The 20,008-nt window shown below is 61.0% G+C and carries 18 protein-coding genes; 9 read left to right on the top strand and 9 right to left on the bottom strand.

Translation table 11 applies throughout. The features are described 5' to 3' along the window. Positions 1 to 62 precede the first annotated feature (62 nt). The 3 genes from C0V97_RS05025 to C0V97_RS05015 all read right to left on the bottom strand — a co-directional run bounded on the left by C0V97_RS05025 (position 63) and on the right by C0V97_RS05015 (position 3,514). On the bottom strand, positions 63 to 959 hold the full coding sequence (locus tag C0V97_RS05025) for an MIP/aquaporin family protein (protein ID WP_127101299.1): 897 nt from the start codon (positions 957 to 959) through the stop codon (positions 63 to 65). 43 nt (positions 960 to 1,002) lie between these two features. After that, positions 1,003 to 2,625, bottom strand: coding sequence for a glycerol-3-phosphate dehydrogenase (glpD, locus tag C0V97_RS05020; RefSeq protein WP_127101297.1), 1,623 nt, complete (start codon positions 2,623 to 2,625; stop codon positions 1,003 to 1,005). Between the two features lie 118 nt (positions 2,626 to 2,743). Continuing rightward, positions 2,744 to 3,514: a DeoR/GlpR family DNA-binding transcription regulator gene (locus tag C0V97_RS05015; protein WP_127101295.1), complete on the bottom strand. Its 771-nt coding sequence runs from the start codon at positions 3,512 to 3,514 to the stop codon at positions 2,744 to 2,746. Positions 3,515 to 3,593: 79 nt separating this feature from the next. Between C0V97_RS05015 and uvrB the strand changes: the two genes are divergently transcribed. From uvrB to gshB, 4 genes are all read left to right on the top strand, one after another. Next, entirely contained in the window at positions 3,594 to 5,810 is a 2,217-nt protein-coding gene (gene uvrB / locus C0V97_RS05010) for an excinuclease ABC subunit UvrB (RefSeq protein WP_127101523.1), read from the top strand. Then, complete coding sequence (locus tag C0V97_RS05005) at positions 5,807 to 6,700, top strand: aldose 1-epimerase (protein ID WP_127101293.1); 894 nt, start codon at positions 5,807 to 5,809, stop codon at positions 6,698 to 6,700. Before uvrB ends, C0V97_RS05005 begins: the two co-directional genes overlap by 4 nt. Next, positions 6,693 to 7,190 (top strand): transcription elongation factor GreB, encoded by a 498-nt coding sequence (gene greB, locus C0V97_RS05000; protein ID WP_255424153.1) that lies wholly within the window; start codon positions 6,693 to 6,695, stop codon positions 7,188 to 7,190. Before C0V97_RS05005 ends, greB begins: the two co-directional genes overlap by 8 nt. A 137-nt stretch (positions 7,191 to 7,327) precedes the next feature. Continuing rightward, entirely contained in the window at positions 7,328 to 8,308 is a 981-nt protein-coding gene (gshB, locus tag C0V97_RS04995) for a glutathione synthase (RefSeq protein ID WP_127101289.1), read from the top strand. Positions 8,309 to 8,317: 9 nt separating this feature from the next. Here the strand turns inward: gshB and C0V97_RS04990 are convergent, their stop codons facing one another. After that, positions 8,318 to 8,560: a hypothetical protein gene (locus C0V97_RS04990; protein ID WP_127101287.1), complete on the bottom strand. Its 243-nt coding sequence runs from the start codon at positions 8,558 to 8,560 to the stop codon at positions 8,318 to 8,320. Positions 8,561 to 8,818: 258 nt separating this feature from the next. Between C0V97_RS04990 and C0V97_RS04985 the strand changes: the two genes are divergently transcribed. The 4 genes from C0V97_RS04985 to C0V97_RS04970 all read left to right on the top strand — a co-directional run bounded on the left by C0V97_RS04985 (position 8,819) and on the right by C0V97_RS04970 (position 12,667). Then, positions 8,819 to 9,541, top strand: a complete 723-nt coding sequence (locus C0V97_RS04985; protein WP_127101285.1) for a class I SAM-dependent methyltransferase — start codon at positions 8,819 to 8,821, stop codon at positions 9,539 to 9,541. Positions 9,542 to 9,658: 117 nt separating this feature from the next. Next, positions 9,659 to 10,876, top strand: a complete 1,218-nt coding sequence (locus C0V97_RS04980) for a hypothetical protein (protein ID WP_127101283.1) — start codon at positions 9,659 to 9,661, stop codon at positions 10,874 to 10,876. Continuing rightward, positions 10,873 to 11,832 carry a heme o synthase gene (locus C0V97_RS04975; RefSeq protein ID WP_127101281.1) on the top strand — a complete coding sequence of 320 codons (960 nt, stop codon included), beginning with the start codon at positions 10,873 to 10,875 and terminating at the stop codon, positions 11,830 to 11,832. The genes C0V97_RS04980 and C0V97_RS04975 overlap by 4 nt, the downstream gene beginning before the upstream one ends. A 571-nt stretch (positions 11,833 to 12,403) precedes the next feature. Beyond that, positions 12,404 to 12,667, top strand: a complete 264-nt coding sequence (locus C0V97_RS04970) for a hypothetical protein (RefSeq protein WP_127101279.1) — start codon at positions 12,404 to 12,406, stop codon at positions 12,665 to 12,667. 453 nt (positions 12,668 to 13,120) lie between these two features. Here C0V97_RS04970 and C0V97_RS04965 read toward each other — a convergent pair whose 3' ends face one another. From C0V97_RS04965 to C0V97_RS04945, 5 genes are all read right to left on the bottom strand, one after another. Beyond that, positions 13,121 to 14,017 carry a TIM44-like domain-containing protein gene (locus C0V97_RS04965; protein ID WP_127101277.1) on the bottom strand — a complete coding sequence of 299 codons (897 nt, stop codon included), beginning with the start codon at positions 14,015 to 14,017 and terminating at the stop codon, positions 13,121 to 13,123. A 9-nt stretch (positions 14,018 to 14,026) separates the two neighbouring features. After that, the gene (locus tag C0V97_RS04960) at positions 14,027 to 15,370 is read right to left on the bottom strand and encodes a TldD/PmbA family protein (RefSeq protein WP_127101275.1); all 1,344 of its coding nucleotides are present in this window, start codon (positions 15,368 to 15,370) and stop codon (positions 14,027 to 14,029) included. Beyond that, the gene (locus C0V97_RS04955) at positions 15,367 to 16,632 is read right to left on the bottom strand and encodes a pitrilysin family protein (protein WP_127101273.1); all 1,266 of its coding nucleotides are present in this window, start codon (positions 16,630 to 16,632) and stop codon (positions 15,367 to 15,369) included. The genes C0V97_RS04960 and C0V97_RS04955 overlap by 4 nt, the downstream gene beginning before the upstream one ends. Positions 16,633 to 16,728: 96 nt before the next feature. Then, a complete protein-coding gene (thrC, locus tag C0V97_RS04950; RefSeq protein ID WP_127101271.1) occupies positions 16,729 to 18,135 on the bottom strand; it encodes a threonine synthase in 1,407 nt (468 codons plus the stop codon). A gap of 66 nt (positions 18,136 to 18,201) precedes the next feature. Next, positions 18,202 to 19,425 carry an L-dopachrome tautomerase-related protein gene (locus C0V97_RS04945; RefSeq protein WP_158625343.1) on the bottom strand — a complete coding sequence of 408 codons (1,224 nt, stop codon included), beginning with the start codon at positions 19,423 to 19,425 and terminating at the stop codon, positions 18,202 to 18,204. Positions 19,426 to 19,596: 171 nt separating this feature from the next. Between C0V97_RS04945 and C0V97_RS04940 the strand changes: the two genes are divergently transcribed. Next, complete coding sequence (locus tag C0V97_RS04940) at positions 19,597 to 19,947, top strand: DUF3147 family protein (protein ID WP_127101267.1); 351 nt, start codon at positions 19,597 to 19,599, stop codon at positions 19,945 to 19,947. Positions 19,948 to 20,008: the final 61 nt, after the last annotated feature.

Raw genomic sequence — 20,008 nt, 5'->3', positions numbered from 1 at the left:
GCGCCTCGGGCACGCCCTGCTATAGGGAGGAGTGTCAGGCAGAACGGCGTCGGTCAGTGCTTTCAGGGAACGGGCGTTGCCTGAGGCCCAGCGGCCGGATAACTGCCGGTCGCGGTGCGGGACGCGACAGGCTCGGTCAGAACTGGCGTCAGGGGTTTGGCCTGTTCAGGATTGTAGTTCGGCATGAAGGGGCGCAGCGTGAACTGGTAGATTCCTGCTCCGATCACGCCGCCCACGAGGGGGCCTGCAATCGGCACCCACCAGTAATGCTGGGGTGCCGGAAAGGCCGAGGCTCCCCATCCGGCGAAAAATGCGAAGGTGCGCGGACCGAAATCACGTGCCGGATTGATGGCCCAGGCATCCAGATATCCGGATGAGGCGCCAATGGCTGCAACCAGTAACCCGATGATGAGCGCTCCGGAATTCGCCTGCGGGGCCTGCGTGTTATACTGGCAGGTGATGGCGAAGATGCCGAAGACGAGCACCCCGGTCAGCACGATCTGCACCACGAAGGAGTGCATGGCCGTGACCGCAAGGCCAGGATGAGTAAAGAAGACGCCCGCAGCCCCTCCATCCCCTGCACGGGTAAAGTGATGGGTCATGTTGTAATGATCGATCACCGGATGGAAGTTCAGATAGACGATGGCCGCGCCTGCAATGCCGCCAAGGACCTGAGCGGTGCAATAAGGCAGGACCTTCTTCCAGGAGAAACCGCGATAGAGCGCGAGCGCAAGCGTGACGGCGGGGTTGGCATGTGTGCCGCTGACGGCCCCCGTGGCGTAGATGGCGATAGTGACCCCCAGCCCCCAGACAATGGCGACGCCCCAATAGGCGTTCTGATAAGGGTTCGGGTCATAAAGCACGATCATTGCGGCGACGCTGTCGCCGAAGATGATGATGATCGTGACGGCGATGAACTCTGAGATCAGTTCGCCGAGATAGCGTTTTCTTTCTGACATGAGAATATGTCCGCTAGCCAGAGGATGGGGGGAGGGAAGAAGGTCAGGCGGCCACGCCGCCTTCGGTTGTTTCCGGTGCTGGATCGGTGATGGGAGGTGCAACAGCGTCCGCGCTGTTACGGTGCAGGCGTCTGTCGATATAGTCCTGCAGGGCCCTGGTCTCGCCGGGTTGCAGGCGAAGCCCAAGCTTGGAGCGACGCCACAAAATATCGTCTGCGCTGCGTGCCCATTCATGGTCGATCAGATAATCGACCTCGCATCCGTAGAGATCCGCGCCCAGATGCGGGCCAAGTTCGGCGTTCTGTCCGGGTAGGATCAGGGTGTCGACCAGCGTGCCGTAATTACGCACGAGCCGTGTAGCGGTCTGATGCGACAGGCCCGTGATGCGACGCGTGAGCGCATCGACGCGTCGTGTGAAGCTGCCGCGGGCGAAATCGCCGCCGGGCAGGGGCTTGTCTGCGGTCCATGACGTGACGGGAAGGCCCCTGAGATGAGGGGAGAGCTTTTCGAGCGCATGTTCGGCGAGCTTGCGATAGGTCGTGATCTTGCCGCCGAAAACCGAGAGCACGGGGGCACCGTCATGATCGATATCGAGCCTGTAGTCCCGCGTGACCGCCGAGGCATTGCCTGAATGATCGTCGTAAAGGGGGCGCACGCCCGAATAGCTCCAGACGACATCATCAGGCGTGATGGTCTTGCGGAAATAGCGGTTCACGCTTTCGCAGAGATAGGTGATTTCGTCCGGGCTGATCGAGACCTTGTTCGCGTCCTGCTCCCAGGGGATATCGGTTGTGCCGATCAGGGTAAAATCGGTCTCGTAGGGGATGGCAAACACGATGCGACGGTCGGGATTTTGCAGGATATAGGCCTGGTCGGTTTCGAACTGACGCGGCACAACAATATGGCTTCCCTTGACCAGGCGCACATTGTTGCGGCTCTCGATCGACAGACGATCCTGGAGCAGTTCAGCCACCCAGGGACCGGCTGCATTGACCAGAGCACGTGCATGGACGCGTCGGCGTTCGCCGGTCAGTACCTCTTCCAGCGTGGCTGCCCAGTACTCCCTGTGACGCTCCGCAGAGACGAGCCTCGTGCGCGTGCAGATCTCGGCGCCGCGATCAGCGGCATCCCGGGCGTTGAGAACGACCAGCCGACTGTCCTGCACCCAGCCATCCGAATACTCGAACCCGCGCACGTAATCCTGACGCAAGATCTGACCGGCCTTTTCCTTCTGCAAGGCGAGACTGCGCGTCTTGGGCAGGGTCATTGTGCGGCAGAGATTATCATACAGGAACAGGCCGGTGCGCAGCAGCCAGGCCGGACGCAGTATTGCGGAGTGGGGCAGGATGAAACGCAGGGGCCAGATGATGTGCGGGGCGATTTTCAGGAGGCGCTCACGCTCGTAAAGCGCCTCGCGCACCAGCCGGAACTCGTAATATTCGAGATAGCGCAGCCCGCCATGGATGAGCTTGGTGCTCGCCGAGGAGGTGTGGCTCGCGAGATCATCCTTTTCGACCAGAAGCACTTTCTGCCCACGCCCTGCGGCGTCTCGAGCTATGCCCGCACCATTGATACCGCCGCCTATCACGAGGAGATCATAGAGCGTCGTGGGCGGGTTTCCTTCCTGATCGTGTCGGGTTCGATCCGGTCGGCTCTGGTCGGTCATGGGAGAGCATCCTTCGCTTCAGACGAGTGCGAAGGCTTCAATAGAACGAAAACGAAAAAAAACGAACAACAAACGTTATGAATAACGTGTTCGTGTTATATGTTGCCCATTAATCGGGTCATGTAACATGCAATGTCACATTGGCGACCGACAGGCTGGTTCGAAATTCTGCGCTGGGCATCCTGTCTGTGACGAAATCATCGATATCGCGCAGATCGCCAACCCGCCCGACGGGCTTGCGGGTGAACTTGGTGTGGTCCGCAAGCAGGATCACCCGTCTTGCATGGCGCATGATGGCCCGAGCGCACTGAATCTCGTCCAGATCGAAATCGAGCAAGGTGCCATCCTCCTCAACGCCCGAGATGCCGATCACGCCAAAATCGGCCCGAAATCCCGAGAGGGACTCCGTGGCCCCGGCACCAATGATTCCACCGTCCTGCGGGCGTACGAGCCCACCCGCAATCACGGTCCGGAAATCCGCTCTGGGTGAGAGCGCGACCGCGACATGCAAGTTGTTGGTGATGACGTGCAGATCCCGGTGCCCGGTCAGCGCCCGCGCGAAAGCTTCGGTCGTTGTGCCGATATTGATGAACAGGGAGCTGCCATCCGGGATGAGTGCTGCCGCCAGGGCGCCGATCGCGTCCTTGGCGCGGGAATGCAGGGTCTGGCGTTCGCCATAGGCGATATTCTCGGTTGATGAGGCCGGACTCGCGCCCCCGTGATAGCGGGCCACATGCCCGGTCTCCGACAGAAGATTGAGATCGCGCCGGATGGTCTGGACCGTGACTCCCAGCTTCTGGGCGAGATCCTCGTTGGACATGAAGCCATGCGCCTGAACGAGGGCCACGATCTGTCGGTGTCTGGGGGAGGTGAGGATTTCCTGCGTCATGAACCCCTGTCTGTCATGGGGCGTTGACGCCTTCAATCCCGCTCTTGTGACAGCCCGACCGAAAGCCCATTTCCCAGCCATGGCGACAGCAACACGATCCACGATGGAAGCGATCCCCGAGCACCGTCTCATGGGGTTCAGACCCGAACGTCAGCCGGCAAAGGAGAAGCTGCGGCGTCTCGTGGTCAAATCCGAATACGAGCCCGCTGGCGACCAGCCGACAGCCATTGCGGAGCTGACGCAGGGCGTCAATGACGGGGAGGTCGATCAGGTTCTGCTGGGCGTCACAGGCTCGGGCAAGACCTTCACTATGGCCAAGGTCATCGAAGCGACGCAAAAGCCGACGCTCATTCTGGCGCCCAACAAGACGCTGGCTGCGCAGCTCTATGGGGAGATGAAGCAGTTCTTCCCTGACAACGCGGTCGAATATTTTGTCTCGTATTACGACTACTATCAGCCCGAAGCCTATGTGCCACGCTCGGATACGTATATCGAGAAAGACAGCCAGATCAACGAGCAGATCGACCGGATGCGCCATGCCGCCACACAGGCACTGCTTGAGCGTAACGATGTCATCATCGTGGCCTCGGTGTCGTGCATCTATGGCATAGGTTCGGTCGAAACCTATTCACGCATGGTGGTCAAGCTCGAGGCGGGGGGCAGTATTGATCGCGATCGTCTGATCAAGGCGCTGGTTGAACTGCAATATCGACGCAATGACGCGTCGTTCGAACGCGGTACCTTCCGCGTGCGCGGCGAGCAGATCGATATCTTCCCAGTCCAGAATGAGGATCGTGCGTGGCGCGTGTCGCTCTTTGGTGACGAGATCGAGGCGATCACGGAGTTCGATCCTCTCACAGGCAACAAGACGGCCGATCTTTCCGAAATCAGCGTCTATGCCAATTCGCATTACGTGACGCCGCGCCCGACACTCAATCAGGCCATGATTGGCATCAAGGCGGAGTTGCGCCAGCGTCTGGATGAGCTCAATGCGGCGGGGAAACTGCTGGAGGCAGAACGCCTGCAGCAGCGCACTATTTTCGATCTGGAAATGATCGAGACCACCGGGGCCTGCAAAGGCATCGAGAATTATTCCCGATATCTCTCCGGCCGAGGTCCGGGCGACCCACCCCCTACGCTTTTCGAATATCTACCTGAAGATGCGCTGCTGATCGTTGATGAGAGCCACGTGACGGTGCCCCAGATTGGCGGCATGGCACGTGGTGACCATGCGCGCAAATCCGTGCTGTCCGAGTACGGGTTCCGGCTGCCCTCCTGCCTCGACAACCGCCCCCTGAAATTCGAGGAGTGGCAGGCGCTCCGACCCCAGAGCGTGTTCGTTTCCGCAACGCCGGGTCCGTGGGAGATGGAGCGCACTTCCGGTGTCTTCGCTGAGCAGATCATTCGGCCTACCGGGCTGATCGACCCTGTGACGATTGTGCGTCCGGTCGAGGGACAGGTGGACGATCTTCTGGCTGAGGCACGTGATACCATTACCGCGGGTGGGCGTGTGCTGGTGACGACGCTCACCAAACGCATGGCCGAGGATCTGACAGAGTACCTGGGCGAGGCAGGCATCAAGGTTCGGTACCTGCATTCGGACGTCGATACACTCGAGCGTATCGAGATCATACGCGATCTGCGTCTCGGCGCTTTTGATGTGCTCGTGGGCATCAACCTTCTGCGAGAGGGTCTCGATATCCCTGAATGCGCGCTGGTAGCCATTCTTGACGCCGATAAGGAAGGCTTCCTGCGTAGCCGGACCTCATTGATCCAGACGATCGGGCGCGCCGCGCGTAACGTCGATGGGCGGGTGCTGCTCTATGCCGACAAGATGACCGGCTCGCTCGAATTCGCGATCGAGGAGACGGCACGACGACGGGCACGGCAGGTTGAGTGGAACGAGGCCCATGGCATCACGCCACAGACTGTGCGCTCGCGCATAGGCGACGCCCTTTCCTCTGTGTTTGAGCAGGACTACGTGACCGTTGGTCCCGATGAGGCAGGTGACACGCAGGAATTCGTCGGTAAATCTCTCGCTGCGTCTATCCAGGATCTGGAAAAGCGTATGCGCGCCGCAGCGGCGGATCTCGATTTTGAGCAGGCTGCACGTCTGCGTGACGAGATCAAACGTCTCGAGGCGATCGATCTGGGGCTGGAGCCGCCCCCCTTGCCGAGTTCGACCGCAGGGCGTAGCGGGTTCAGAAGCAAGGACAAAACGCCGCGACCCCTCGGACCGGGCGGCGGCGGGTATGACCCGGCCAAGAAGCGCGGCGGCAGGAGGAAAGCAGGATGATCGAGCTCAAACTGGGTGAGGCCCATCTTGGAGTGCTGCCTTCTCTCGGGGGGAGCCTTGCATTCTGGCGATTGCGCGGGCGTGACCTTCTGGTGCCGACCGCAGACCCGAGCCTGGCGGCGCAGAAGAACACACCGGTGGCAGGCTATCCGCTGGTACCCTTCTCCAACCGCATCGGGGGCGGGCGATTCAGCTTCGAGGGGCAGGACTATACACTTGCGCGGAATTTCGGCGCCGAGCCCAACGCGATCCACGGTAATGGCTGGGAGCGGGTCTGGTCTGTCGCCCAGAGCGATGCCGAGCGCGCCATACTCTATCTCGATCATGATCCGGCCAAGGGAGACGACCCGGCACAATGGCCCTTCGCCTATCGGGCGGTCCTTTCGTTTGTCTTGCATCGCACAGGGCTCAGCGTCGAGATCCTTCTGGCCAACCGCGATACGCGCTCCCAGCCTGTGGGGATGGGATACCATCCGTTTTTCGCGCGCAGCGAGGACATGACCCTCAATTTTGCGGCGCGTTCCCTCTGGGAGAACGGCCCTGACATGTTGCCCACCGACCAGAAATCATGCGAGGGCGCATGGTGTTTCGATCCTGCCCGTCTAGTGGGAGAGGCCCGGGTCGATAACTGCTTCTCGGGTTGGGAGGGGAGGGTTCGGCTGGCCTACCCGTCAGCCGGGTATAGCCTGGACATCGAGGTGGACCCCGTTTTTCAGCATCTCGTCGTCTTCACCGCGCCCGAGAAGAATTTTGTCGCAGTCGAGGCCGTAACGAACATGAATAACGGGGTCAACCACCCCGATATACTGGAGAATGGGGTGCATGTGCTCGCTCCGGGCCAACGCATCTCTGGTATCATCCACTATCGGGTGGTCGAAGAGCGTGGGTGAGAACAGCAAGGCCTCTCTCTCTCATTATCTGACCCCGCTGGGGGCAGCCCGGATGCGCGAGGAACTGCGCGAATTGATGCACGTGGAACGCCCGAGGATTGTCGAGATCGTTTCCTGGGCTGCCGGAAATGGAGATCGCTCCGAGAATGGCGATTATCTCTATGGCAAGCGTCGTCTGCGTGAGATTGATCGACGGGCGCGTTTTCTGAGCAAGCGTCTTGAACACGCGCTGATTATCGATCCTGCGACGCAGACCACGCGTGATCGCGTCTTCTTCGGCGCGCAGGTTTCCTATGTCGATGAGGACGATGTGACGCATGACGTCACCATCGTCGGGTGCGACGAGGCGGATCTGACACGGCGCGAGATCAGCCTGGTTTCTCCTGTCGCGCGCGCGCTGATGCGCGCACGCGTGGGGGACGAAGTCAGTCTTCAGACGCCGGGAGGCGCCGTGATGCTGGAAATTCTATCAATTGCCTATCCCGCTTAGCTGCACGTTCGGGCACGGTATGCCCGGCGTAGGAAAGCGGCGCGACCTCTGTTAGACCTGATCACGATAAAGCCCATCTTGTGGGCCTGGGGCCTGATCCCCTCACGATGAATTCAAATACCGAAAGGACCGAGCCGATGGCGCTCAGAATAGCCGTGCAGATGGATCCGCTGGAACATGTGAATATTGACGGCGATTCGACCTTTGCCTTGATGCTCGAGGCGCAGCGACGCGGTCATGAGCTGCATGTCTATCCTGTCGACACGCTTTGCCTCGGTGAAGGGGGCGCTGAGACGGAACTGCATCGTGGTCGGGTCTCGGCCATGGCGCGTCCGGTGAAAGTACAGCGCGTCAAAGGGGATCATGCCAGCTTCGGTCCGGTATCGCGTCTCAATCTCGGCGAAACCGATGTGGTGCTGATGCGTCAGGATCCGCCCTTCGACATGGGCTACATCACAGCCACCCATATGCTCGAGCATGTTCATGGTGTGGGTACAGGCAAGACGCTGGTTGTCAACGACCCGCGATCGGTGCGTGATGCACCGGAAAAGCTTCTGGTCACACATTATCCTGACCTGATGCCCCCCACCCTGGTCACCTGGGACGTGACCGCGCTCACGGAATTTCGGGAGCGCTATGGCGATGTCATCCTCAAGCCGCTCTATGGCAATGGCGGGGCTGGTATCTTCCGTATTCGTGAGGGGGACGAGAATTTCGCCTCACTTCTGGAACTGCATTTCAGCCGCTCGCGCGAGCCCCTCATGATCCAGCGCTACGAGGCCATGGTGCGCAAGGGAGACAAGCGCATCATCCTCGTCGATGGCGAACCTATCGGAGCCATCAACCGCGTGCCTGCGACAGGCGAGGCGCGGTCGAACATGCATGTCGGGGGACGCGCCGAGGCGGTGGCCCTGACCGAGCGTGATCAGGAGATCTGTGCGCGTATCGGGTCACATCTGCGTGACAATGGCCTGATCTTTGTCGGAATTGATGTCATCGGCGACTGGCTGACCGAGATCAATGTGACCTCTCCGACCGGACTGCAGGAACTCGATCGGTTCAACGGCGTCAACAGCGCCGGGCTGGTTTGGGATGCCATCGAGCGCCGTCTGGGCTGATCAGGCTCCCTAGGACGTTTTATCTTCCTGTAACTCAGGCGCTTTCTGATCTTCCTCCTTGTCACGGGGAGGGGGGTCGTAACGGAAAGGGAGGGAGATCTCCGGCAGGCTATCATCGGGAAGTGCGGACGGGGGTATCGCGCCGAAGCGGTTTTGGTACCACTCGCTGATGCGGCTTTTGTAATGCACGATGAAGATCGAAAGCCATAATGCGAGAGTCAGCAGGAAAAGAGCGATACTGGAATACGACATCGAGACTGTATTCTTTCTTGATTGGTCATGACGGGTCTTGATGCAATCTGACGTCTTTTCTAGACGCGTGGCATGACGAATTGCAAACCAGCCCTCGTCAGTGCCCCCGAGATCGGGTAGGATGGGCGGAAGAACGCGTTGCCTGCCCGAACTCGCTAAGGTCAGGCGCTCTATGAACGCCCCTAGCCAACAGTGCGGATTTGAAGCAGGTATCAGGACGTAATGAACGATTTTGTGCGACCAGACGAACAAAGCCTGATGACACGACCGGACCCCCTGATCGATCCCAATGCTTCCCTGGATGACGCCCATCCGCGCCCCCGCTCCGCACTGGACGCAGACGCCGTGCGCGCAGCCTATCGCCGCTGGGCCAGAGTCTACGACTCCGTTTTCGGCGGCATATCGGCCTTCGGGCGCCGTCGGGCGGTTGCCGCAGTCAATGCCCTGCCGGGACAGCGCGTCCTCGAAGTGGGTGTTGGTACGGGGCTCGCTCTGCCACATTACAATCGCGACAAGCATATCACTGGGATCGATTTGTCCGAGGCCATGCTGGAGCGTGCGCGCCAGCGCGTCATCAATCAGCAGCTCGGCAATGTCGATGATCTGCTCGAAATGGACGCAGAGGCAACCAGCTTCGAGGCGGGCAGCTTCGATATTGCCGTGGCCATGTTCGTCGCCTCGGTCGTTCCGAGCCCGCGTCGTCTGCTGGGCGAGCTCAAGCGCGTGGTCAAGCCCGGTGGCCACATCCTTTTCGTGAACCATTTTCTGGCCACAGGCGGTGTGCGCCTCGCCGTCGAGCGGGGCATGGCCCGTGCCTCACGTTCGTTGGGTTGGCACCCTGATTTCGCGATGGAATCGCTCCTGCCTCCCGAGGATCTGAGCCGCGCGACCATAACCCCCGTACCCCCGGCTGGCCTGTTTACGCTCGTGACTTTGCCGCTCGAGAAGGATAGTAAGGAAGCGACGGCCCTGGTTGCCTGACACATACGTGCCCGACAGTTCATACCAGACTGGCCTTGCTTGAGAGGCTTCCCTTAGCTGCGCGCTGACTCGGGAGCCGCCTGGATCACGATCCAGCGACAGAATAAGGAACGGGTCTTGTTACAAACGCCGACTACCAAACCCCGTCGCGGTGCCGTACTGCGCGCTGACGGGGCGGCCTTTCTCGGTCTCGCGCTTTTCTGTGGCCTCGCTGGTGGCTTTCTGGGGCTTGTGTCGCAGGAAGCAGGACCTTTTCACGCTTTGGCTCATGGCCTGCTTCTCGATCTGTTCGTTCTTATCCCCGCCTTCCTCGGCGGTATGGGCAGGCTCGTCCTCCCCGGGGAACTGAATTCCCTTCCTTCCCTGATGATCCGTTTCGACCGCATTGCTTTTGCGGCGCTTTTCGCGGGCGCCCTTTGTGCAATCTGCGGCGCGCGCTCGCCGGATGCTTTCATTGGCGCTTTGTTTCTGTGGGTTGTTGGCATCGTCTTGCTGGCCTCGTCGACGATCGTGAAATGCCTCGAGTGCCGGATGGTACGGTTCCGCGATCTGTCGCCTTTCGCCTGGTCGCAGCTTCTGGCGTCACTCGGCCTGATCGTCGTCGCGCCGGTGCTGCTGGCGGGGCTGGTTCATGATCTGGTCGCGGGTCACGCCGTGTTTACCACCGTGCAATACTGGCTCGGCAAGGTACAGAGCCCGGTTCTGGCGCTGGTGATACAACTGGCGCTCGGGGCTATTGCCAATCTCGTCGCCTTTCATTCAACGCGCCTCAAGATATCCGTGCCTCTGGCAATGGCGATACCCGCTCTGGGCGTCCCGGTGGTCTGGGCCCATGGCATTACCGTCCCCGGACTGGATAATGCCGTGCTACTGGCTCTGGGTGTCGCACTGCCCTGTTTTGCGATCATGGGCATGATCTGTGTGTCGTTGTGGCGTCGCAGCTTTGCCCCCAGCATCGCGTTTGCATGGAGTTTTCCGGCGTTGCTGCTGCTCTCGACAGGCTGGGTACTGGGCCTGCTGCCGGCGCCTCCCGAGGCTTTTCACTCTGCCATGTTGTTCGGGGCGGTGTTTGCCCTGTTCGGCTGCTATTATCGCTGGCAGGAGCAGGACCTGGCTATCGCTGCCCCGCTATGGCTCGGCCGCATCCACCTGATCGCCATGGGGCTCTCCGTCCTCGCCATGATGCCGCTTTTCCCACTGGTGAAGCATGTCGGTGAGGCTGCGATGATTGTCTCGCTGTTCTGCGTCGCCGTGCTGGGTGCGAGGTTGATGGCTCCACGCCGGAGATACGCCGAGGCGCAACTTGGTGCAGCTCTTGGAGATGACCACTTATGAGTGCGTCGCAAGGGTTTGTCGAAGGGCGCGATCCCGCGATTGAGGTGCTTTCCTTCGACCGTCAGCAGGGGGCCACGCTCAAGGACTGGCTCGCCCTCTTGAAGCCGCGCGTGATCTCCCTAGTGGTTTTCACTGGCGTGGCGGGCATGGCTGTTGCTCCGCAATGGCCGTCTGTGCCGCTGGGGCTGATTGACATGCTCTGTATCTGCGTCGGCGCCGGGGCAGCAGGAGCGATCAACATGTGGTACGATCGCGATATCGACGCGATCATGAAGCGCACCTCGGTTCGGCCCATCCCCGATGCGCGTATGGATGCCGATGGCGCGCTGATTTACGGTATCGTCCTCTCCCTTGCTTCCGTCGCGCTGCTCTGGCTGGCCAGTAACGCGCTCGCCGCGGGCATTCTGGCGTTTTCGATCTTCTTCTATGCTGTAATCTACACGATGTGGCTCAAGCGCAGCACGCCACAGAACATCGTGATCGGGGGAGCCGCAGGGGCCTTTCCTCCCATGATCGGCTGGGCTGCGGCCACAGGCACCATGAATGTGCTGCCCGTCGTGATGTTTGCGATCGTCTTCCTCTGGACCCCCCCGCATTTCTGGTCGCTCTCGCTCTATGCGTGCAAGGATTACACCAAGGCGGGTATACCCATGTTGCCCGTGGTGAAAGGTGCACGCCACACGCGGTGGAATATCATCGCCTATACGCTCATCCTCATGGCAGTCTCGCTTGTGCCCTCCGTACTTGGGCTGTGCGGTGCCATCTACACGATCAGTGCGACGCTGCTTGGTCTGGGTTTTGTCTGGTTTGCCCTGCGCGTTCTTTTCGACAAGCAGGATGAAACAGGTGTCAGCCTTACGGCAGACAAGCCCGCGCGCCACGCGTTTCGCTATTCGCTTGCCTATCTGTTCTTTCTCTTTTCCGCGCTTTTGATTGATCGGGTGCTATTCCCATGAAGAAAGAGACCGCGCTCACCCGCCAGCAGGGCCGGATCATGGGACTTCTGTGTGGACTTTCCCTGGTGATGCTTTCGCTCTTTGCCCTGACCTATCTGCGTCTCTGACTTCTCCCGATTCCAAACCGGGCTTCCTGCCAGGGGACAACTATCTCGAGCGGATATCCTCCAGCATCAGCGCATTGCGACCGCAGCCATTTTCTGGAGTGTCCAGATGGCGGGCTTTCCGGTCACCTCTGCGCGTCGGTCGCGCGCGGACCGGTCAGTTGGAACGCTGATAAAGCGTGTGACAGCGATGGTGTAAGCACAAGCTGAACCCTGGTCCCTCGCTTTCGACTGGTGTCGTATGCTGTATCCGCTGCGCTTCGACATGGCCTTTGTCGGTGTCATACGTCATATGAGCACATAGGCACGTGGGCGCTTCCTCAAATGCCGCGCTGAGAAGCCAGGGAAAGCGCGTCGAGACAGACTGCGGGATTGCACCCGCGCTCCCTTGAACCGAGGCGTCTTTGCCCGTTCACGCATGTGCTGAAACCTGAGGGCCAGTTTCGCGTCGGCAAAGGCCATGGAGCATGCCAAAAGTTCGTCGCAGGATCTTAATGGCCATCCCTGCTTTTAACCTTGGTCATTATGACTGGTCTCTTCGTGGATTCACCGATCAGAAGAGCATTGTCGGTGCCCACGAGCTGGCCAGCTTGCGCGATGCGCTGGTCAATCATGCCAGAATTGACTGGCTGAGAGCGATCAGCGGCAAGCCGTTACTACTGTCGCGGCGTGTCTCCGAGACCAGCGCCTTGGGGATCACGGTGGTCGTGCTGGTCACGATGCCGCGCTAGAGCTGAGCGCGTGATCGTCGACGTCGTCCTCACGGTGAGCCTACGCCCATCGTCCCTGCTTTCCGTCTGCACTGGGAGGGCAAAGGGTTTCGCGGTGGAGACTGCCGCATTCGGGGTTCGATCTAGGCTGGCATTTCATGGCGTATCACCAGAAACGCGGGTCGCGGCAATGCGGGCAAGCTGATAAAGGGAAAGTGCGACGCTTCCGATCCCGATGGATCCTGTAGCGTGAGCGTATCGACCCATCCGACGTGTCGCGATGAGCGGATCAAAACATGCCGAAGACGGTGTGGGGCGCAGTGGCAGACCCTTCACCCGTACGCGCTTCAGCGCCAAGAGGGACGCCTGCGCTTTGCTGAAGCAATCGCCTCGGGCTGCGCCTTGTAAGAGGGTGCGCATGCCTGATGGGCACCTTGCCGGCAGGCGGAGAGTAATTCCCCCTGCCGGACGGGATCATCCGACCTGCTGGATTGCCGAGAGTACCCAGTTCCCGCGTCCGTCTGCACGGACGAAGGTCCAGAGCTCTGTCACCACCTGTCGCTCTGTACGGCTGCCATCAATGACATTGCCGAGTTGATCGGTTGTCACGTCATAGAGCGAGTACTGCATGGCGACTGTGGCATAGGTCAGGTTGCCCTCGCGCCATGCCTCGGAAAGATCGCCGCGCATGAACTGGACATCCGAGACGATGTTTCGTGCGCCACGGCTGGCATAATCCGCCAGCTGCTCGTTGAAATAGGATACCATTTCAGGCGTTGCCATGCTGGACAAGGCACGCATGTTCTGCGCGCTCCAGGCCGCCTGGATATCCAGCAGCAATTGCTGGAAATTCTGGTAATCAGCATTGCTGAGTGTCACGGCCGGAGCGCCTGCGCCATTCGAGAAAGCAGGGCCGCCCTGAGCCGCGCTGCGTCGATTGCCGAGCCAGCGCAGGACCATCACGATGATGAAACCGATCAGTGCGATCTGGAACAGCAGCCCGATGAAAGACACGAACCCGCCCACGCCACCGAGGAAACCGTGGCCGGACAGCATGCCGAACAGCCCGGCCCCTAACAGACCGCCCACAAAACCCGTCATGAAGGGGCGCCGCTGCGCGAAGCCATAGGGTTGGCCCATCGGACGCTGCATCGGGTTGCTATAGCCCGGTGCGGGGGATGATGGGGCATAACTGCGCTCCATGGGACGCGCCTGATAAGGCGCGGTCTGGGTCATGGGTGGGGGGGAATAGGTGCGGCTTCCCCGGCTTCCCATGGAGCGACCGCCACCGGGGCGCGCGTCGGCCGGGGCGGCCAGAAGCGGGACAAGGGCAAGAAGCAGAAGAGAGGCGCGGAACAGGCGGCGTGACATGAAAACTCCTTACTGGCTTCCGGCAACGCTCATGGCGTCGATCCTCAGCGTCGGGGCATCGACACCATGGCGGAAGACGAGATCATCGGCGGCACGGAGCGCCGCGAACATCTCGATGAGATTACCTGCAATGGTCAACTCGGCGACAGGTTCCGCAAGCTGACCATGACGAATCATGAAACCCGAAGCGCCACGGCTGTAATCGCCGGTCAGGCCATTGATGGAAGAGCCCATCATCTCGGTCACGTAGATGCCTTCGACAATGTCTTCCATCAACGCCGAACGCGAGCCCGTGCCGCCCGTCAGGTAGAAATTCCCGACTGCGGGAGAGGGAGGGCCGCCGACGCCGCGTGAGGCTCGGCCATTATTGGCCAGACCGAGCTGACGCGCTGAGCGCCCGTCCAGAATCCAGTCCTGCAGCACGCCGTTTTCGATAAAGGCGAAAGGGCTGGGCAGCACGCCCTCGGCATCGAAAGGCTTGGAGCGCAGGCCGCGGGGGCGGGTAGGGTCATCAATGATGCTGAGCGCTTCGGGAAGAACGAGCTTGCCCTTATGGCCCGAAAGAAAGGATGTGCCGCGTGCGATGGCGGAGCCATTGATCGCCCCCGCCAGATGGCCGAGCAGGCTGGCCGAGACCCGCGTGTCGAAGACCACGGGGAAGGACCCGGTGCGCGGTTTGGTCGGGTTCATACGGGCCAGAGCGCGTTCGGCGGCTTCGCGCCCAAGCAGCGCCGGGCCGTCCAGATCGGTCAGATGGCGCGCGCTATGCCCGGCATAATCGCGCTGCATGCTGGGTCCATCGCCGGCAAGAACACTGATGCCGTTACTATGGCTGGTCTGGGCATAGGCACCATGAAACCCGCTGCTCTCGGCAAGGGTGATCTCGACACGGCCATAGCCGGCAGAGGCGCCATTGCTGTTGGTGATGCCCTTTATACCGAGCGCGGTCTCCTCGGCTTCGCGTGCGCGGGCAAGCAGGGCATCGAGGCCGGGGGCTTCGGTCGGATCGACCATGTCCAGCTTCGCGATGTCATAGATACCCTGCCGATCCGGGTCGACGATGCCCGCATAGGCGTCCTCAGGCACAACCCGCGCCATGGCGACGGCCTGCTCGGCCAGGGCCGCGAAACGGCTGGGATCGAGTGCGGTCGCCGAGACATTGGCGGCGCGCTTGCCCACGAACACGCGCAGGCCAAGCGCGAGCGTCTCGGAATGCTCCAGCCCCTCGGGCACGCCCTGGCGGCACATGGCCGAGATCGAGCGCGACGCGACCAGAAGCGCGTCGGCCCGGTCGGCCCCGGCGCGTTTTGCGGCGTCGATCAGGCTGAAAAGGCGCTCCTGGTCCATGCTCATGCAACAAGCCTCTGGCTGATGGCCTCAAAAGACGGGATGGAGCCGACAGGCCCGATCGTGGCGAGCGTGGGGCGCGCACGGAACAGGCGCTCGGCAGCGCCGATCATCGCGGCCTCATCCACCGCCTCGATTTTTGCGACCGTCTCGCTGGTGTCAATGATGCGCCCGAAAAGCTGCATCTGCCGGGCGATCTGCTCACAGCGGCTGCCAGTGCTCTCGAGCGACATGAGCAGCGAGGATTTTACCTGAGCGCGCGCGCGGCTGATTTCCTCGCCGCTGATCCCGTCACCGATACGCTTGAGCTCGTCGAGCAGAACGGGAACCAGTTCGGCGGCTTCCTGCTCGCCTGTCCCCGCATAGATGCCGAACAGCCCGCTATCGAGGAAAGGCAGGGCGAAGGAATAGACGGAATAGACGAGCCCGCGCTTTTCACGAATCTCCTGGAAGAGACGTGATGACATGCCGCCGCCCAGAACGGTCGAGAGCAGCATGGTGGCGTGATAGGCAGGGTCGTTATAGCTGACCGAGGGGAAGCCTAGAACCAGATGGGCCTGATCGAGATCGCGGGATTCGCGGTGTTCTCCCCCGAGATAGCGACAGCCTTCGCGTGCAGGGGGCTGATGATCGGGAAGATCCCGAAAATGTTCCTGCACCAGTTCGAGCACGGCCTCATGATGCAGGTTTCCGGCAGCAGCAATCACCATGTTGCGTGTGGTGTAGTGCGTCTGCATGTAGCGCATCATCGATTCCCGCTTCATCGAGGCGATGAGGGGCTCGGTCCCCAGGGTCGGACGTCCCATGGGCTGATCGCGAAACGCGGTTTCCTGGAAATGGTCGAAGATGATGTCGTCAGGCGTGTCATTGGCCTGGCCGATTTCCTGCAGGATCACGCCGCGCTCGCGCTCGACCTCCTGCTCGAGGAACGTGCTGTGTGTGAGGATATCGCCGATGATGTCGATACCGAGCGGCAGATCCTCTTTCAGCAGCTTGACGTAATAGGCTGTCTGCTCGCGCGCCGTATAGGCATTGATATGCCCGCCCACGTTCTCGATCTCCTCCGCAATGCGCGCAGCGCTGCGACGCTGCGTGCCTTTGAAGGCCATGTGCTCGAGAAAATGGGAGACACCGTTCTCCTCGGCGCTTTCATTGCGCGTGCCGGCGGCGACATAGGCCCCAAAGGAAACGGTTTCGACGCGCTCCATCCTCTCGGTGACAATAGTAAGGCCATTGGGGAGGGTGGTGGCGGTAATCGGATCGGTCATCGAGTGGTGATGGTCCTGAAAACGGAGAAACGAGGATTTGTCAGAGATGGCGTCACGAGGGGCAAAATCCTAGCCCCCCTGTGTGCTGGGCCGATTTCAGCCGTGCTGATGCGCGCCTTTGAGATGACGGCGGACGGCATCCTCGATGATCGTGAGTTCGTTGGGCAGCGTCTCGTAACGCTCCTCACGCTCGAAAAGATCGGCGAGATGCGGGGGCAAAGCGGGGTCGATCCCGGTCGCCTTGCGCACGGCATCCGGGAATTTGGCCGGGTGCGCGGTGGCCGCGACGATCATGGGAATGCCCGCTTCCTGTTCCTGTCGTCCGGCGGCCAGCCCGATCGCGCTATGGGGGTCCGCCAGATAGAGTGACTTGTCCCAAAGTGCCTTCATTTCGGCCAGGGTCGCCTCGTCATCCAGCATGAGCGCTCCAAAGCGTGATCTGGCCTGTGTCCATCTGTCAGGATCGACGCTCATGCGCCCTGTCTGGCGGAAGCCAAGCATGGTGTCGCGACAGGCTTGCGGGTCACGATCGAGCAACTCGAACAACAGCCGCTCGAAATTGGAGGACACTTGGATATCCATTGACGGCGACAGGCTGGGCTCGACAGCACGCATGCTCATGTCGTTGCTGGTCAGGAAGCGTGTGAGGATGTCATTGCGGTTCGAGCCAATGCACAGACGTCGGACCGGCAGGCCCATCTTGCTGGCCGCCCAGGCTGCCAGAACATTGCCGAAATTGCCGGTCGGCACAGCGAAGGAAATCTCGCGATCCGGGGCGCCCATCATCAACGCCGCCCGCACATAATACGGGATCTGGGCCGCGATACGGGCCCAGTTGATCGAGTTGACCGCCGAGAGATTGATTTCGTTGCGGAAACCCGTATCGGCGAACATCGCCTTGACCAGATCCTGACAGTCATCGAACGTGCCCTCGACGGCGATGTTGAGGATGTTATCCTCCTTCACCGTGGTCATCTGGCGACGCTGCACATCCGAGGTGCGTCCCATGGGGTGCAGGATCGCCACGGACAGATGCGGACTGCCCCGGAAGGCCTCGATGGCGGCGGAACCCGTATCACCCGAGGTTGCTCCCACAATCGTCACGCGCTGGTTGCGCTCGGTCAGCACATGCTCGAAGAGCTGGCCGAGCAGCTGCATGGCCATGTCCTTGAAGGCCAGGGTGGGACCATGGAAAAGCTCCATCGAGAAGAGCCCGTTCTCGACCTCCACCAGCGGAGCGATGGCGGCGTGCGAAAACCCGGCATAGGCTTTGGCGCACAGTTTTTGCAGCGTTGGCAGGTCAATACTGCCTGCCGCAAATACCGACAGGATCTTTGCGGCCAGATCCGGGTAGGAGAGGGTCCGCATTTCCCGCCACTCATCGGCCGTGAATTGCGGCCAGCTCTCTGGCATGTACAGCCCACCATCCTCTGCCAGACCGGCGAGCAGAATGTCTGAAAAGGAGCGCGGGCGGGCATCGCCGCGTGTGGAACGGTACTGCATGATGGCCTTCAGGGTTGAACGTCACGAGAAAGAGTGAACAGGAGCTGTAAAGACATGGCCCGTCTTTCAGGGAAGGGCAATGCGCAACAACACATGACCTGCCGGGACATAGATCAGTCCAGCGTGAGTGATCTTGTCGGACGATGAGCCGGAAGGTCCGTCGCCAACCCAGCCGGGGGTTCCGGCATGGACTAGTTGCGGGGCGACCAGAAGGACATGGGGGTGACGGCCGGTATCGAAACTGAGGAGACGCCCTTCGCTGATATCCGTCAGATAGAGCGTCGATTTGTCATCAATCGTCATGCCACTGATAGTGGGGGTGCCACGCCATTCGGTTACGCCCTCCATCAGTTCGGAGGGCGTCGTCGAGGGGTCTGTCAGCAAGGAAGTGGAAAGCCGATAGATGGGTCCCGTGGGCGCCTGCTCATAGAGCCAAAGGCCATTATTCTCCAAAGCCAGCCATGAGAGATCACGGGTGAGGGGGAGTCCGTCCGCGCCCTTGACCGTTTGCCGGTTAACCACCAGAGGCCTATGCCCCCGCGAGGTCGGGTAGCCCGAAAAAAAACGCGTCGCCTGGCGGCCATGCATATCGATCACGGTAAGGCACGCCCCGCCCTCATCCGCCAGATAGGCCATCTCTCCATGGACGGCGAGGGCGGTGAAACGGCTGGCTGGTGTCACGCCTTCCGGTGGAAGGGGAAACTCGGCAAGTATCGTACCGCGCACCGGGTCGAGCCGCATGAGACGCGGGGGCGCTCCGGTCCCACTCCCGTCGATAAGCCACAACCCGCCTTTCTCGTCGTGAGCAAGGGCGGAGGGAGCAAATCTGTCCGCGCCACGGCTCCCTGAAGGCGCTGTTCCCCAGTCGGGTATGAACGCCGCCGCTGCGGCTGCACCGGGAGAAAGGCGCGCAAGAAACGAACCGCTCTCTGCAGGGTCTGGTTCGCGCAGCACAATCACGCTGCCATCGGTGAAAGGCAGGGCCTGGCGCCAGTTCGCCTTGCCAGGAAGCGCTGTGACCTGCGCTATCCGGGCAGGGTGTGTATCAGCCAGCCAGGGGCGCTCGTGAGAGGCCCGCGCCGTGGTGCTGAGCAGAAGCAACGCGCTGAAACCAAGGCCGGACCGCATCAGTGTAGTCGCTGCGCTGGTGCGGGGTGAACCCCACGCGCCTTCAGGGCGCCGGTTCTGTCTCGACAGATGCTGCGCAGGGTCGTCCGACCTGACATGCGCTGGGCCAGCGAGGCGGGGGCAGCGAAAGGCTTTGGGCAAGGCGGAGAGAAAAGCGACCATGCCTCCTTGTAAGCCCATTCAAATCCCGTGCAAGATTGCGCAGTAACTCTATCAGTGTTTTCGGTGGGCCCCTTCCTGCAGCGGTACAGCGCCCTGAGAGTATTCCCCGGTGCCAGGAATCCCATGGCATGTCAGCACCGGGCATCATGAAATGGAAAGGCGAGCTGCCCTATGCTTGCACTTCTCACCAGATCGGCCCTTTCGGGCGTGTTGATTGCCCTGACCGCAACAGTGGCGCGGCGCTATCCGGGTTTCGGTGCCCTGATCGCCTCGCTTCCGCTTATTTCCGTCCTGGGCATGATCCTGCTCTGGCATGACAAGCCCGACACGAAGAACATGGCCGCTCACGCAAGTGCCACCTTCTGGTACGTACTGCCATCCTTGCCCATGTTCCTGCTGATCCCGGCACTGTTGCGCCAGGGCGTGGGGTTCTGGCTATCTCTGGGTGCAGGATGTCTGCTGACCATTGCGCTCTATACCGTGATCACACTCATCGGCCCCCGATTTGGCCTTACGCTCTAGATCTTGCGCGATCTGCCGTTTTCGGGACGAGATTTCTCGAATGGGTCGCGGTGCAGGGGTC

This window comes from Asaia sp. W19, from assembly GCF_003994335.1.
Lineage (GTDB): Bacteria > Pseudomonadota > Alphaproteobacteria > Acetobacterales > Acetobacteraceae > Asaia.
This window is presented reverse-complemented; position numbering and strand designations above follow the sequence as displayed.